Origin of the sequence: Stenotrophomonas sp. 1337, assembly GCF_031455455.1 — a bacterium.
GTDB classification, from domain to species: Bacteria; Pseudomonadota; Gammaproteobacteria; order Xanthomonadales; family Xanthomonadaceae; genus Stenotrophomonas; species Stenotrophomonas indicatrix.
In genome coordinates, this window is record NZ_JAVDSR010000013.1 from 85678 (window position 1) to 101352 (window position 15675).

At 64.8% G+C, this 15675-nt stretch carries 11 protein-coding genes; 4 read left to right on the top strand and 7 right to left on the bottom strand.

Going from position 1 to position 15675, the window contains the following annotated elements; genetic code table 11:
• Positions 1 to 358: 358 nt before the first annotated feature.
• The 4 genes from J2X70_RS17020 to J2X70_RS17035 form a co-directional block, all read right to left on the bottom strand.
• Positions 359 to 2638: a TonB-dependent receptor gene (locus tag J2X70_RS17020; protein ID WP_309911346.1), complete on the bottom strand. Its 2280-nt coding sequence runs from the start codon at positions 2636 to 2638 to the stop codon at positions 359 to 361.
• 176 nt (positions 2639 to 2814) lie between these two features.
• Positions 2815 to 3555, bottom strand: coding sequence for an acetoacetyl-CoA reductase (phbB, locus tag J2X70_RS17025; RefSeq protein ID WP_025874115.1), 741 nt, complete (start codon positions 3553 to 3555; stop codon positions 2815 to 2817).
• Positions 3556 to 3580: 25 nt separating this feature from the next.
• Positions 3581 to 4909: a CitMHS family transporter gene (locus J2X70_RS17030; RefSeq protein WP_025874116.1), complete on the bottom strand. Its 1329-nt coding sequence runs from the start codon at positions 4907 to 4909 to the stop codon at positions 3581 to 3583.
• 75 nt (positions 4910 to 4984) lie between these two features.
• On the bottom strand, positions 4985 to 6121 hold the full coding sequence (locus tag J2X70_RS17035; protein WP_100436887.1) for a porin: 1137 nt from the start codon (positions 6119 to 6121) through the stop codon (positions 4985 to 4987).
• Positions 6122 to 6448: 327 nt separating this feature from the next.
• Here J2X70_RS17035 and J2X70_RS17040 point away from each other — a divergent pair, with 327 nt between their 5' ends.
• From J2X70_RS17040 to J2X70_RS17055, 4 genes are all read left to right on the top strand, one after another.
• The gene (locus J2X70_RS17040) at positions 6449 to 7138 is read left to right on the top strand and encodes a response regulator transcription factor (RefSeq protein WP_025874118.1); all 690 of its coding nucleotides are present in this window, start codon (positions 6449 to 6451) and stop codon (positions 7136 to 7138) included.
• Positions 7131 to 8522: a sensor histidine kinase gene (locus J2X70_RS17045; protein ID WP_032975453.1), complete on the top strand. Its 1392-nt coding sequence runs from the start codon at positions 7131 to 7133 to the stop codon at positions 8520 to 8522. The genes J2X70_RS17040 and J2X70_RS17045 overlap by 8 nt, the downstream gene beginning before the upstream one ends.
• The gene (locus J2X70_RS17050; protein WP_309911349.1) at positions 8519 to 9574 is read left to right on the top strand and encodes an ABC transporter substrate-binding protein; all 1056 of its coding nucleotides are present in this window, start codon (positions 8519 to 8521) and stop codon (positions 9572 to 9574) included. The genes J2X70_RS17045 and J2X70_RS17050 overlap by 4 nt, the downstream gene beginning before the upstream one ends.
• Positions 9575 to 9646: 72 nt before the next feature.
• A complete protein-coding gene (locus J2X70_RS17055; RefSeq protein ID WP_025874121.1) occupies positions 9647 to 10303 on the top strand; it encodes a response regulator transcription factor in 657 nt (218 codons plus the stop codon).
• Positions 10304 to 10348: 45 nt separating this feature from the next.
• On the opposite strand, the gene J2X70_RS17060 is transcribed toward J2X70_RS17055, so the two are convergent.
• The 3 genes from J2X70_RS17060 to J2X70_RS17070 all read right to left on the bottom strand — a co-directional run bounded on the left by J2X70_RS17060 (position 10349) and on the right by J2X70_RS17070 (position 15608).
• Positions 10349 to 11707 carry a GlcNAc-transferase family protein gene (locus tag J2X70_RS17060; protein WP_080278284.1) on the bottom strand — a complete coding sequence of 453 codons (1359 nt, stop codon included), beginning with the start codon at positions 11705 to 11707 and terminating at the stop codon, positions 10349 to 10351.
• Between the two features lie 58 nt (positions 11708 to 11765).
• Positions 11766 to 12428: a hypothetical protein gene (locus tag J2X70_RS17065; RefSeq protein WP_144435801.1), complete on the bottom strand. Its 663-nt coding sequence runs from the start codon at positions 12426 to 12428 to the stop codon at positions 11766 to 11768.
• A 528-nt stretch (positions 12429 to 12956) separates the two neighbouring features.
• On the bottom strand, positions 12957 to 15608 hold the full coding sequence (locus J2X70_RS17070) for a PAS-domain containing protein (RefSeq protein ID WP_309911353.1): 2652 nt from the start codon (positions 15606 to 15608) through the stop codon (positions 12957 to 12959).
• Positions 15609 to 15675 lie beyond the last annotated feature (67 nt).

The following is a 15675-nucleotide window of genomic DNA, read 5'->3' on the forward strand; positions in this document are numbered from 1 at the left end:
ACGTCCCTGTAGGCTCGGCCACGGCATCCATGCCGTGGACGGTCCTGGCCAGCGCAAGCCCCCCGCTCCAGACAATTTCCCGCTAGACGGCCAGCAATCCACCAGAGGGATTGCGTTTGAAAAGCTTGAAAAGCAAAGAGCCGGGCAATGCCCGGCTCTTTGCTTTTGCTCTTGCTTTCCATTGCCTCCGCGCCGGCGCAGGAAATCGTCGAGCGCGGTGGGACGGGCCGAGGCAGGACCGTGAGGCGCATGGATGCGCCGACCGAGCCTACAGGGACGTACTTGCGGCGTGTCCTGCCTCGGCCCGTCCCACCTCGCCCCGCTGCGGTACTGATGCGCCGCAGCGCCCGCTTCTGACTTAGAACTCCGCCGCCACCGTCATGAAGATCTGCCGCGGCGCACTCGCATGGATTGCATACCGCGTGCCCTTCGGATCGGTCGGTGCGAACGAACTCAGCTGGCCCGCATAGCGCTTGTTGGTCAGGTTGGTCGCGTTCAACGACACCCGCACGTTGCGCAGGCCCATGCCCGGGCCGAAGTCGTAGCCGGCGCCGGCATCGAAGGTGGTCACGCCCGGCACCGACTGGTCGTTGGTGTAGGTGTAGTACCGCTTGCCGGTGTACTTGGCGCGCAGGCTGGCGAAGAAGCCATCGCGGTTCCAGCTGATCTCGGTGGACGCCATGCGCTGCGGCGTATCCACGGTGATCTTGCCGGCCACCGGTACGATCGCACCGCCGGAGGTGTAGTCATCCTCGTAGGTGGTCTTGTTCCAGGACAGCGCGTTGTACCACTGCAGGCCATCGACCGGCCTGAGGATGAAGGTCAGCTCTGCGCCATGGCTCTTCACCGAACCGACGTTGATGAAGCGCGTCACGCACTCCGGACGCGTGCCTACCTCGATGCTCGAGCACGGGTTCAACGACAGCAGACGGTTGTCGAACTTCACGTTGTAGGCCGCGATCGACGCCTGGTATTTCTCGCCGAAGGTACGGAAACCAGCTTCCAGGCTCTTGGACTTCTCCGGCTCCAGGCCGGCGCTGGCCGCGAACGATTCCGGCGACACCTGCAGCGGGCCACCGCTGCCGCCGCCGACGAAGGCGGCGATGTTCTCGGCGTACGAGGCGAACACTTCATTGTTGGCGTTGAGCTTGAAGCCCACGCCCAGCTGCGGCAGCACCGATTCCTTGGCGGTCAGCGTACCCGAGGCGATGCTGGTTTCCACGCCCGGCTGGGCCTTGGCAGTCATGCGCGTGTTGGGGCTCTTGATGCCCACGTCCACGGTCAGGCGCTGGTCGAGGAAGCGCATGCGGTCCTGCACATAGAACTGGCGGGTACGGATGTCGAAGTCCTGGTTGAACAGGCGGCGGTCCGGGTTCTGCAGGTACAGGTCGTCCAGGAACGGGCCGCTGATGTAGTAGAAGTTGCGCGAGACGTTATGGTCGTTCTGTTCGTACCACACACCGGCTTCCAGTTCGTGGATGCCCAGCGTCCACGACAGCGCAGCGGTCACGCCATCGCGATTGATGGTGTAGTTGGTGCTGCGGATCGAGATCGGCAGCATTCTGTCGGTGCCCGGGTAGGACGGCTGGCCCGGTGCCCACCAGTGGCCCTGGCCACGGTTTTCGTGGTGGTAGCCCAGCAGTTTCAGGCGGCCCTGTTCACCCAGGCGGATGTCTGCGTCGATCGAGTACAGGTTGTCATCGCGCAGCGCACGGCTCTGGTAGTAGGCATCGTCGATGCTGTTGACGCCGCCGCTGAATGCACAGCGTGCCTTGTTGTAGGTGCCCGGTGCGCAGTATGCAGCCGCGACGGCGCGATCCCAGTCCGGTGCATAGATGTTCCAGTCATAACCCAGGCCGCGCGCCAGCATGTCCTTGGACAGGTAGGCATAGTTGGCCTGGCTGGCGCGCGAGGTGGCGACGAAGGCACCGAAGCGGTTGTCGCCCACGTTCCATACCGCCTTGGCATTGAACTGGCGGGTGGTCTGGTTCTGGTACGGCGCGGCCCACATGTCCTGGTCCTGGTGCACGCCGGACACGTAGGCCGAGAAGCCGTTGATGTCGCCGGTGTCCACCCGCAGGTAGCCGCGGCGCTGGTTGTCATCGCCGACGGTGATGCTGGCGCGGCCGCCGAATTCGGTGGACGGGTCCATCGAGAAGTACTGGATGGTGCCGCCAAGGTTGCTGGTCGAGGCCACGCCCAGCGAGCCGATGCCCTGCGAAAGCTCGGCGCCGGCCAGGTTCTCGGCGATCAGTGCACGGGCGATGCTCAGGCCGTTGTAGTTGCCGTAGCTGTTGTCGCCCAGCGGGATGCCGTCCAGCGTGTAGCCCAGGCGGCTCTTGTCGAAGCCACGCAGGCTGATGGTCTGCGATTCCTCATTGGCACCGAATGCATCGTTGGACTGCACCGACACGCCGGGCAGGCGGTCGAGGATCTTCTGGCCGCTGGTACCCGGCGGCAGCACCTGCTTGTCGACGGTGGTGATGCGCTGCACCTGGCGGGTCTCGCCCTGGCCGATGACCGAGACGGTATCCAGCGTCTGCGCGCTCAGCGCGGTATCGGCGGTGGCTTCAGCGGCGTGGGCGCTGGCGGCGGAAAGCGCGATCGCCACGGCGATCGTCAGGTATCGGGTCTGCATGATGGTCCGTTGCATGGGGGATGGTCACCGGCCCGGGGGCGTGGTGCACGGCCACTATGCGAACGGAACATGAAACCTTGTTTACGGAAAACCAACGAACGGCGTCGTGGGGGAAGCCGCGCAGGGCGTGAATCTGCCGGGGGAGGGAAGCAGACCCACGCCCTGCGTGGAGAGGACTAGCCCATGTACAGGCCACCGTTGACCGGATAGTCGGCACCGGTCACGTAGGAGGCTTCATCCGAAGCCAGCCAGGCACACAGGCCGGCCACTTCTTCCGGGCGACCCAGGCGCCGCACCGGTACCGACGCGGCCAGTCGATCCAGCACGTCCGGTGGGAAGCTGCTGATCGCCTGGCTGGCGATGTAGCCCGGCGACAGCGTGTTGACGGTAACCCCGCGCGAGGCGACTTCAGCGGCCAGCGCACGGCTGAAACCGTGCATCGCGGCTTTTGCCGTGGCGTAGTTCACCTGGCCGATCTGGCCCTTGTGGGCGCTGACCGAACCGATGTTGATGATGCGGCCCCAGCCACGCGTGGCCATGCCATCGACCACCTGCTTGGTCAGGTTGAACAGCGAATTGAGATTGGAGGCGATCACTGCATTCCAGTCCTCCACCGTCATCTGCCGGAACAGCAGGTCGCGGCTGCCGCCGGAGTTGTTGACCAGCACGTCCACCTCGCCGACCTCGGCACGCACCTTGGCGAAGGCCGCTGTGGTCGACGCCCAATCGGTGGCGTTGCCTTCGGAGGCGATGAAATCAAAGCCCTGTTCGCGCTGCTCGCGCAGCCAGTTGGCCTTGCGCGGCGAGTTGGGCGCGCAGCCGGCGACCACGGTATGGCCGGAACGGGCCAGGCTCTGGCAGATGGCAGTGCCGACACTGCCCATCCCGCTGGTGACGTAGGCGATGCGAAGAGTCATTGCAGAACGCTCCTTGGTAAGGGAATCAGGCCGTGAAGGGATAGAGCCCGAACAACAGGCCGCCGATCATCAGCAGCAGCGAAATGGCGATCGCCCACTTCAGGGTGAATTTCTGGTGGTCGGCGAATTCAACCTTGGCCAGCCCCACCAGCAGATAGGTGGAAGGCACCAGCGGGCTGAGCAGGTGCACCGGCTGCCCGGCCAGCGACGCGCGGGCCATTTCCACCGGGGTGATGCCGTAGTTGCCGGCCGCCTCGGACAGGATCGGCAGCACGCCGAAGTAGAACGCGTCGTTGGACATGAAGAAGGTGAACGGCATCGAGGCCACGGCGGTGATCACCGCCAGGTACGGGCCCCAGCTGTCTGGGATGATCGCCAGGAAGCTGTGCGACATCGCCTCGACCATGCCGGTGTTGTTGAGGATGCCGGTGAAGATGCCTGCGGCGAAGATCAGCGCCACCACCGACAGCACGCTGCCGGCATGGCTGACCACGCGGCGGCGCTGTTCGGCCAGGTTCGGGTAGTTGATCACCAGCGCGATGGCGAAGCCGATCATGAACAGCACCGGCATCGGCAGCACACCGATGATGAGCGCGCTCATCAGCGCCAGGGTCAGCACCAGGTTCACCCACAGCAGCTTGGGGCGCTTGGTGTCTTCGGCGTCTTCCACGGTCGGCAGCGTGTTGCCGTCGTCGGACACGCTGTTGTCCATCCAGCTGCCGCCCTTGGGCAGGGTCACCACGCCCAGGCGACGACGCTCCTTCAGGCCCAGGTACCAGGCCAGCAGCAGCACGCCGGCGCAGGCGATCACCATCGAGGGAATCAGTGGCACGAACACATCGGCAGGATCCACGTGCAGTGCGGTGGCCGCGCGTGCGGTCGGGCCGCCCCACGGGGTCAGGTTCATCACGCCACCGGCGAGAATGGTCACGCAGGTCATGTTCAGCGCGTTCATGCCCAGCCGCTGGTACAGCGGCAGCATCGCCGAGACGGTGATCATGTAGGTGGTCGAGCCATCGCCGTCGAGCGAGATCAGCATCGCCAGTACGGCGGTGCCAAGCACGATCTTCATCGGGTCGCCCTTGACGAAGCGCAGGATGATCCGCACCAGCGGATCGAACAGGCCCGCATCGATCATCACGCCGAAGTAGAGGATGGCGAACATCAACATCACGCCGGTCGGCGCGATCTTCTTGATGCCTTCCAGCATCATCTCGTCGATGCCGGCGGCGAAGCCACCGATCAGGGCGAAGATGATGGGAATGGTGATCAGGGCAACGAGCGGCGACAGTCGTTTGCTCATGATCAAGTACATGAACGTAATGACCATGCCAAAGCCGAGGATGCTCAGCATCATCTGCGGACTCCTAGAGGAAACAGGACGTGGGACGTGGAAGGGGCCCGAGCGTGCGTGCCCGGGGAAAACGCGTTAGAAGTCGAACTGCAGGCGCCCGGTGACCGCGCGCGTGCGATCCACCGTGGTACCGGCCAAGCGGTCGCGGTTGCGGCTTTCGATCAGGTTGAGCATGAAGCGCAGGTTGTCGCGCAGGTACCAGTTGCCGCCCAGCGTCCAGCCTTCGGTGCTGCCCCGGCGCAGGTCCGGCGCACCATCGAGGTGCTGCGCGCCCCACATCTGGTCGTAGCGCAGGGCCACTTCGAAGGCACCGGCCTTGTGGCGGATGTTCTTGACCCGGGCGAAGCGACCGGTCTTGCGGTCGTAGGCGCGGCTTTCGCCGGTAACGAACCAGCTGAGCATGCCGTAGGCGGCCATCACGTCACCGCGCTGGGCGCCATCATCGAAGGTGGCGCCGCTGAACTCGCCCTGCCATGACAGCGGGCCGCGCACCTGCGCATATTCCAGCGACCACTTGTTGACGTCGGTATCGCGGCCGGCGGAGAAGTCGACCAGGGTCAGGCGGCTTTCGTCGGACAGATGGCCGGCCGGACGCGGACGGATCTTCAGGCCCGGGGTGCCGTTGCCGCCCGGGTTGTCGTAGGCCTCGCGGGCCAGCGACAGGCCCAGGTGCAGCACGTCGCCCTCGCTGGGTGACGGCGCCCAGGTAACGCGTCCACCCGCAGCGCGGCCCTTGACCTGCCAGGCGTCGATGCTCTCCAGGCTGTACACGCTGGCCGCCCAGGTGAAATCGCCCGGATTGGCCTGCCACGAGGCGCCCAGCCGGTACAGCGGCGCCAGCGTGGTGCCAGCGTTGCCGCGCTCCAGGAAGCTGCCGTAGTTGGAACCGGTGCGGTCGTCCAGCGAGAAATACTGCTTGAACTGGCCCACGGTGAGGCGGCCGGCATCGCCGAAGCTGCGGCTCAGGTAGACGTCCTTGGCCTCGACACGGTCGCCGGAGAAATCGGCTTCCAGCTTGTAGTCGACCACGAAGAACTTGCCGGAAACGTCAACCCAGGCGCGGCGGATCTCGGTGTCGTCCTTGTTCGGCGTACCCCGGTTGTCGTTGTCGAAGGTGGCGAAGTCCAGGTGCAGGCGGCCGCCCACCGTGGCGGTCACTGGACGCTCGTCTTCGGCGAAGGCCGGCGCGGCCAGCGCAGCCAGGGCCATCATGGCGGCAGGACGCCGCCAGGCAATGCTCAATTCCACAAACCCTCCCAGGTGCGCGCCAGGCGCGCGGCAATCGTGGGCACCGGACGGTGCGCGGCCGCAGTCTGTGTCGCGCAAGCTGTCATCGTCCTGTCAGCGGTTTGTGCGGTGCAGCGTAAATGGTCTCCGCTGCGCTCGCCGGGCATGGCCCGGCGCTACCCGGCGACGATGCACCCGGGGGCGCCGATCCATGACCGGCGGAACAGGTCAGCATCGGTAGCGCCCGGCCATGCCTGGCGAGTGCAGCGGCGCCATGCGGTAGCATTCGTTTCCCCTCCCACTGTTGTGCCCATGCGCCTGCTGCTGGTCGAAGACAACCCGGACCTGGCCGATGCGATCATCCGTCGCATGCGCCGCAGTGGTCACGCGGTGGACTGGCAGGCCGACGGCCTGGCCGCCGCCAGCGTGCTGCGTTACCAGAGTTTCGATCTGGTGGTGCTGGATATCGGCCTGCCAAAACTGGATGGGCTGCGGGTGCTGGCCGGCATGCGCGAGCGTGGTGACAGCACACCGGTGCTGATGCTGACCGCACGCGATGGCATCGAAGATCGCGTGCAGGCACTCGATGTCGGTGCTGACGACTACCTCGGCAAGCCATTCGACTTCCGTGAATTCGAAGCGCGCTGCCGCGTGCTGCTGCGACGTGCACGCGGGCAAGCCAGCGAAGTGGTGCAGATCGGCGGCTTCCAGTTCGACAACGCTGCGCACCGGGTGACCCTGGATGGCGAGCCGATCGAGCTGCCCAATCGCGAGTATCGCTTGCTGGAGATCCTGGTCGGGCGCTTGGGCCAGGTGGTGGGCAAGGATGAGATCGGCAATGGCCTGTTCGGCTTCGATGACGAAGCCGGGCCGAATGCCATCGAGCTGTACATCGGTCGCCTGCGCAGAAAGCTGGCGGGCGCGCCGCTGCGCATCACCACGGTGCGTGGTGTCGGCTATCTGCTTGAAGCCAGCGACGGCCCGGCCGATGCCGATGGCTGACGCACGCAGCGCAAGTGCCGCCCCCGGGTCGCTGCGGCGCACCCTGCTGCTGTACCTGGGCGCGTTGCTGGCGGTGTTCGCGGTGGCGCTGCTGTTCGCTGCACGCGACTACGGCCAACGCGCCGCCAACCGCTCCTACGACCATCTGCTGGTGTCTTCGGCCCTGTCGATCGCCGATTCGGTGGCATTGGTCGATGGACAGTGGCAGGTGGACCTTCCGTATGCCGCGCTGGATCTTCTGGCGATGGCGCCGGAAGACCGCGTGTTCTACCGGATCGCCGACAGCCGCGGCAACCTGATCACCGGCTACGGTGACCTGCCTGCGTCGCCGCGGCGGCCGGGCACGCAACCGCAGTTGTTCGATGCGCCCTACAGCGGCGAGATCGTGCGTTTCGTGGTGGTCGGCCGCAGCTTTGCCGCGGCGTCCGCGCAGGGCGAGGTGCAGGTGCAGGTGGGGCAGACCCGGCGTGCGCGCGAAGCGGTGGCGCAGGAGCTGGTCACCCGCGCGCTGTTGGCCATCGGCGTGCTGTCGGGATTGCTGCTGGCACTGGTGGCGTTCGGCGTGCACCGCGCGTTCCGGCCGCTGGTGCGGGTCGAGCGCGAGCTGTCACGCCGTGAGCCGTCCGACCTGAAACCGCTCGATGCGCGCGTGCCACGCGAGATGGACCAGATGGTGGCCGCGCTGAACCGCTTCATGGAGCGCCTGTCCAGCAGCAATGAAACCCTGCGCGCGTTCATGGCCGAGGCCGCGCACCAGATGCGCACGCCGTTGGCCGCGCTGCGTGCGCAGGCACAGCTGGCGCTGGACGACGACGATCCGGAAGACATGCGGCGCAGCCTGCAGGCGATCGAGCGCAACGCCACCCACATGAGCCGGCTGCTCAACCAGCTGCTCAGCGATGCCAGCGTGATCCATCGGTCACATCTGCAGCGCTTCGCCACCGTGGACCTGGCCGAGACCGTGCACCAGGCCCTGCATGAAGCGCTGCCGCAGGCAGGGCCCGCCCCGCGCGTGCAGCTGGCGATGACGGCCGAGCCGGTGCAGGTGCATGGCGACGCGCTGCTGCTGCGCGAAGCCATCAAGAATCTGGTCGACAACGCGCTGAAGTACGGCGGCGATGGCCCCTTGCAGATCGCGCTGACCGCTGAAGGCGGGCAGGCCGTGCTGACCATCGCCGACCACGGCACCGGCATCGCCGCCGCCGATGCCGAACGCGTGTTCGAGCGTTTCGCGCGCGGCGAAGGCGCACCCTCCGGCGGTGCAGGCCTTGGCCTGGCCATCGTCAAGCGGGTGGTCGACAGCCATGGCGGCCAGATCGATCTCAGCAATCGACCGCAGGGTGGCCTGGTCGCCACCATCCGCCTGCCCCGGAGCAGCACATGATCCGCCTGTTCGCCGCAGCCTTTGCCCTGTTGCTGGCCGTGCCGGCCCTCGCTGCGCCGGGCGATGTACGCCGCTTCCCCGCCCAGGGCGCCGCCACCGCGCAGCTGCGCATCCACGGCACCACCGATATCGAGGTCTTCGCCGAGGTCATCGCTGACTACCAGCGGCTGCATCCGGGCAGCGAGGTGGTGTACGAAGACATCATCACCCAGGACCTGTACGCGCGTTACCTGCGCGACCGCAGCGGGCCTGCGTCGCCGGACCTGCTGATCTCCAGCGGCATGGACCTGCAGACCAAGCTGGTCAACGACGGCCACGCGTTGCCACACCGCTCGCTGCAGACCCAGGCGCTGCCAGCGTGGGCGCAATGGCGTGGCGAGGCATTCGGCATCAGCTACGAACCGGTGGTGATGGTCTACAACACCCGCAGGCTGCCGGCCGCGAAAGCGCCGCATACGCGTCGACAGTTGCTGGACCTGCTGCGCGCGGAGGGGGCGCCGTTGCGCGGCAAGGTTGGCACCTACGATATCGAACGCAGCAGCGTGGGCTACCTGCTGGCGACCCAGGACGCCCAGCGCGGCAGCATCGCCGGCGCGTTGCTCGGTGCGCTGGGCGACAATGCGGTGGTGCGCGAGGAGCGTACCGGGGTGCTGCTGGACCAGGTGGCCAGCGGCCAGTTGTCGCTGGTCTACAACGTGCTGGGCTCGTATGCGCAGGCGCGTATCGATGCGGGCGCACCGCTGGCCATCGTCGAGCCGGAAGACTACACGCTGGTGGTACTGCGTACGGCGGTAATTCCGCGTACCGGCGCGCACCCGCAGGAAGCGCGGCGTTTCCTCGACTACCTGCTGTCGCCGCGCGGCCAGCAGGTGCTCGCGCGGGAAGCGCGGCTGATGCCGATCGTGCGCAGCGATGCAGGTGGCGGGGATGCCCCTGGCCGCAGCCGTCGCCCGATCCAGCTCGGCCCCGGCCTGCTGGTCTACCTGGATGCGCTCAAGCGCCGCCAGTTCCTGGATGCATGGCGCAGCAGCGTGGAGCCGGCGGGGCGGTAGCGCCCGTACTGGTGCTCCGGTAGCGCCGGGCCATGCCCGGCGGAGGCAGTTCGCTGCCCGTACAATGGCCGCATGAGCGAATACACCATCCTGATCGCCGATGACCATCCGCTGCTGCGTTCGGCGGTGGTGCAGTCGTTGCGGCAGAGTCTGCCGCTGGCGCAGGTACGCGAGGTGGCCAGCGCCGAAGCACTGGCCACCTCGCTGGACGCACAGCCCGATGTGGATCTGGTGCTGCTGGACCTGACCATGCCGGGCGCACATGGATTCTCCGCGCTGCTGCACGTGCGCGGTTCGCACCCGGACATTCCGGTGGTGATCCTGTCCTCCAACGACCACCCGCGGGTGATTCGTCGCGCGCAGCAGTTCGGCGCGGCCGGTTTCATTCCCAAGTCCGCGCCTGCCGAAACCATCGGTGAAGCGGTGGCAGCGGTGCTCGATGGTGGCCTGTGGTTCCCGGCGATGGCCGCTGAGCGTTCCGAGGCCGACGCGTTGCTGGCCAGCCGCCTGGCGCAGCTGACGCCACAGCAGTTCCGGGTGCTGCTGTGCCTGGCCGACGGGCTGCTCAACAAGCAGATCGCCTATGAACTGGGCTTGGCCGAAAACACGGTGAAGGTGCACGTGACCGCCATCCTCAAGAAGCTCGAATGCCACAGCCGCACGCAGGCGGCAGTGCTGGTGAAGGCGCTGGAGCCGGAAGGCGATGCGCGGGCAGGGATGGATGGTTGAACAAGGCAGAGCGTTCAGGCGGAAATCCTTCGTCTACTGCTGCCGTCAGAGAAGGACCTCTTCAACGAAGATCGAAAGCTGATGGTCCGTCGGCGTATCGTCGCTGCGCACATGTACCGCATAGCGGACAGGCAGTTGGTCTAGCGGTGCCCTGAGTGTGTCGACATACTCGACTTGACCTTCTCTTGAAAGAGCTTTCATTTCGGGCTTGGACAACTCGCGGGTGGACTGCCTTGCGCCATCCGACGAGTAGGAAGAGACGAGCACCGAGGCCGGGAAGGAAGGACAGCGAGTGGTGCAGAAAATGTGGACTCGCATTGCGCGGAAGTAGACGAGACTCCGCTTCCATTCATTCTCCTCAATGGTCTCAGACAAACTGATTGGTTCTTGGACAGTAAGGGATTCCTTGCGAACTGCTCGGAGTCGAAAGTTGATTCCAGCGTATCGCTCATATTGAAGCAATGTGCGCTGTGAGCCCAGTCCAAAGATTCCTAAGTCTTCTATATCGGATCCCGCAAGAAGGCCGACCAGAGCGAGTGTCTTTCGTAGCGCCGCGCTGGAGCGATCTTCGAGTGTCATGGAGGTGGCGGAGTTGGCTGCTGGCGGCTCTGACTGGTCGTCCCAGACCTTTGGGGCATGGTTGTCGTACAGATGCCACAGTAGGGGTACATATGGATGGTAGAACTCATATCCCTTTGTGAACGCTCGTATGGATGTTGCGATCTCTTCCGTGCAGAAGAAATGATCAGGGTCGCTCATTACTTCCTGTGTGAAGCTCCCGTCGGAGAAGATGAATCCGCCGGCTACGAATTTCGCCTTGAATGCGATCTCACCATGAGCTGGAGAGGGGAGGCGGACAGATCGAAATTTGACTACACCGCTTGGCGAGAAGGAGTCGACGATGATTGCAGCTGTGTACTCCTGCCTTCCCGAAGGATAGGTGTCAGGCTCGAAGCTGGGGGGATATCCTGTTAGAAGCGGTTTTGGTGAGCGTACCCTTAGAAGCTCGAGTAGGCTCTTCATCTTGACGTCCCATTCGCCTGAAAAGCGGTGGTGCGAGTCGATCTGAAGATTGTAGTGCTCACCCCGGTAGCGCCGCTGGGCCAGGTTTCTTGCCCATCCGCATCCCTCGGAGTGAACATAGTCCATGTCGATCAACTCGATGCTTGCACCATGCATCCGTAAGAAGTGGACTGTCGAGCCTTCTTCGCTTGCTGTATGGGTCAATTCAAATCCGTTCGCTTCAAAGGTCTGGAGGTCCTGCTCGTCTCCGTGTTGCCAGCAGACGACAATGCGCAACAGAAATGGTGAAGTCGCGTTTCCTATCATATCCTTCAGCGTGGGTAACAACTGAACGTCTCGATAGCTTGGTATCTGTACAAAGATGGTTCTTTCCAGATTCATCAGGGATGCGGGCCTTTTGCGACCTGATGCATTGGGATGCTTCAGTCTGGTTGAAGGATTAATTGCCGCTGATCGAATTCATCGCTGGATCGGTGGAGAATATGAATCTGTTCTCATATCCTGCGCCGAGATTCTCAGATGCTTCGGCGTAGCTGTAGGTCGGGGAGGACGTGTCTGATGCAAGCCTACGCCCCCAGGCTTCATGGTCGGCATTGCTTCTGGCTCGAGCGATGCCGATGCAGATGCTAAGGCCGCATGACAGACGCTCCAGTACGGCGTCCTCACTCATTGCGCGTGTTATTGAGGATCGGTAGTGCTTTGCGAGATCCTGTGCCTCGGTGCTGGAAGCAGCGTCCTGGGTCATGCGGTCGATCGCGTCTGACGTGTTTCTGCCGGAGCGCAGGAGGTCTCCGGCAATCTGGCTTGAGATTCCGCCGTCGAAGATGAGTGCGGATTCTGACTGAAGATGTTCGAGTGATGAGACTGCGCGATGGATGGTCGCCGCCGAGTTGTCTGTTTTTGATCGCGTAGCCAAGGGCTGTGTGCTGAGATCGCTCGATCTCGCTTGATTGATTTGTGCGTCTGCCTCGGTCTTATCAAAAATGGTGCTGGCACCTGACGCTCTGTCATCGGTACATCCTCCGCAGCACATGCATAGCAGTGTTGCAGTGATCAGGCGTGAGATTTGTATGATCGAACTGGGTATGTGATTGGAACTCACGGTGGATCCTCGGTCGCGGGCTGTGGCTGTCAATCAATGGGACAATCAAACGGCCCATTGCAGTCCGGCGGTCGGGTTGTCTGGAACACTGTTCTTACGCGTCCGCCACAGCAATCGGTGACTTTCCAAGCTCCGGAAGTGTCAACATTGACGACACAGCTGTTTGTGCAGCGGTACCTCACGCCATTGAAGGTTGTTTCACTTTCTGCACTTGCATCGCCGGTTGCCAGTGCCAAGCCAGCTGCAAGAACAACGCTACCAAGAGAACACTTGTCCATTATTTACCTACGTTGTGGTCGGCCGATCTGCCGGGGAACTAGATATTCCGTACTTCAGCAGCGTAGGTCTGTCAGGGGACTGCTTGTCTTTGCTCGGAATTTGTCCACGCCTTATGGGTCTATGCTGCGCATCTCGCTCTTTCGCACTCTGCGGATATAGCGCGAAGAGGCGAGGAGATTCGGTGCGGAGTCAGCAGGGAGCAACGCCACTCGGACAGTGGCACGGCGATGTCCTTCGTGGAGGAGTCGTCTATCGCCGATGCCGCAACAGCAGCTGCGTCATCAACGCCCGCAGCGCCGGCGGCCGCACGGGCTTGAGCAGGAAGCCCCAACCGTTCTCGGCAGCATGCACTTTCAGCGCATCATCGCGCTCAGCGGTCACCAGGATCACCGGTGGCCGCGCCTTCCACAGCGTGCACAGCGCTTCATACAGGTCCGGTCCGTGCCATTGCCCCATGCGTACGTCCAGCAGCAACAGCTGCGGCACGTTCAGCGCACTGGCGATTTCCAGTGCCCCCTGGGGGCCATCGGCAAGTTCCACATGGCAGCCCCAGCGTTCCAGCAGGGCACGGGTCGCCGCACAGACATGCGGGTCATCATCGATGCTCCAGACCCGACATTCGCGCAGCGGGCTGTCATCGGACGGTTCGGTCGCGACGACCGGCGCCGTCGGCGGCGCAATCACCTCGTCGGCGCGTCCGAGTGCCACGCTCACCGCGAATACGCTGCCCTTGCCCAGCGTGGAACGCAGGCTGATGCGGTGTCCGAGCAGTCGACCGATGCGTTCGACGATGGCCAGGCCCAGGCCGGCGCCCCGTTCCTGCTCCACGCCGTCGTTCAGGCGCCGGAATTCCTCGAAGATCTCGCCCTGTAGGCTTTCCGGAATACCTGGGCCCTGGTCATGCACCTCGATGCGCAGCTGGTCGCCTGCACGCCGGCAGCCGATCAGTACGCGGCCACGTGGCGTATAGCGCAGCGCATTGGACAGGAAGTTCTGCAGGATGCGCCGCAGCAGTGCTTCGTCGCTGACGATCACCGCACGGGTGTCCACCCAGTCCAGCTGCAGGCCGCGGCTCTGTGCGGCGATGCCGAACTCGCGCGCCAGGGTTTCCAGCAAAGGAGAAAGCGCGAATGCGCGCACCCGTACCTGCAACGACCCCGACTCCAGCCGTGAAATATCCAGCAGGCTGTTGAGGATCGCGTCCTGCGCGGCCAGTGCGGCGTCGATATGGTCGCTGGTCTGTTGCTGTTCGGGGTCGGTGAGCTTGCCGCGCAGCACCGACACGAACATGCGCGCGGCGTTCAGCGGCTGCAGCAGGTCGTGCACGGCCGAGGCGACGAAGCGGGTCTTGTAACGGTTGGCCTGCTCGGCTTCGCGGCGGGCTTCGTCCAGATCCTGGGTGCGTTCGGCCACGCGGTGTTCCAGCGCATCGGCCAGCGAACGCAGCTCGCGTGCAGCGTTCTTGTAGCTGGTGATGTCGGCATAGCTGGTGACGAAGCCACCGTCGGGCAGCGGGTTGCCGCGGATCTCCAGCACCGTGCCGTCGTCCTTCTCGCTCTCGCGCATGTGCGGGCGGCCACTGCGCAGGTGGGTCAGACGGCGTTCGATGGCCTCGTCGATCGGGCCGGGCCCCAACAGGCCGCGACGTGCGTTGAAGCGGAACAGTTCCTCGATCGGGCGGCCCACCCGCACCAGCCCCGCCGGGAAGCGGAACAATTCCAGATAGCGCGAATTCCACGCGACCAGACGCTGTTCCTTGTCGATCACCACCACGCCCTGCGGCAGATGTTCGAGGCTGCGGCTCAAGCCAACGTCGGCATCGGTCGCGGCTTCCAGCAGGCCGTCCTGGGCGGTCCGCAGTTCCTGTGCATGCTGCTTGAGCAGGGTTTCCAGTTCACGCCGGCTGCGCTGGCGGTGCTTGGACAGGCGACGCCGTTGCTGCACGAACAGCACCAGGAAACCCAGCGCCAGCCAAGCGGCGGCGCCGGCCACTGCCGCGCCGCGGCCGGCGCTGGTGGCCGCGCTGGCGTCGTGCAGCAGGTGCAGGCTCCAGTCTTCGTCGGGCAGCGCCAGGGTCTGCCACAGCATCGCCTGTGGCAGTGCCGGGTCGAGCAGGCGCACCATGCGGCCACCATCGGCCAGCACGTCCTCGGTGCGCACGCGCAGCGGCTGCAGCGAGCGGTCGGCATACTGCCGCGCCGCGCGCATCTCGCGGCGTTCCTCCGTGCCGAGCGGGCGCAGCAGGCGGTAGCGCCAGGCATCGCGGTTGGCCAGGAACACCACGTCGTGGTTGTCGCTGGTCAGCACCACGTCCGGGCTGTTCAACCATTCCTGTTCCAGTGCCGACAGCTCGATCTTGATCACGATCACGCCGATGCGCTGGCTGTCGGCATCCAGGATGGCCTCGGACATGAAGTAGCCGGGCACGCCGGTGGTCATGCCGATGCCGTAGAAGCGACCACGACCATGGGCCAGCGCCTGCTGGTAGTACGGACGGTAGCTGTAATCCTCGCCGACGTTGCTGGTCGGCTGGTCCCAGTTGCTGGCGGCCACGGCCACGCCATCGCGGCCGACCAGGGTCAGTGTCGAGGTGCGGGTAACCTGGTTGGCGCGCTGCAGTTTGAGGTTCAGGCGCTGCCGCTCGGCGGGGGAAGGCGGCACCTGCAGTGCATGCAGCAGGTCCGGGTCCAGCGCCATCACCTGCGGCAGGGTGCCGAACCGGTCGATGCGCTGTTGCAGGCCCTGGCCATAGAGCTGCAGCTGGCGCTGCACCTGCGCGCTTTCGGTGCCCAGCGCGCGACGCCAGGCATAGTGGCCTGCGGCGGCCGCGCACAGCACGGTGCCGGCCACCATCACCAGAACGGTCAGCAACTGCAGGCGGTGTCGGCTGAGCCAGTACATGGCGGCAGTCTACGCAGGGCCGGCGGGCGTGGCATGCACGCCCGCCGGGATCTGACGCGTGGAAGGG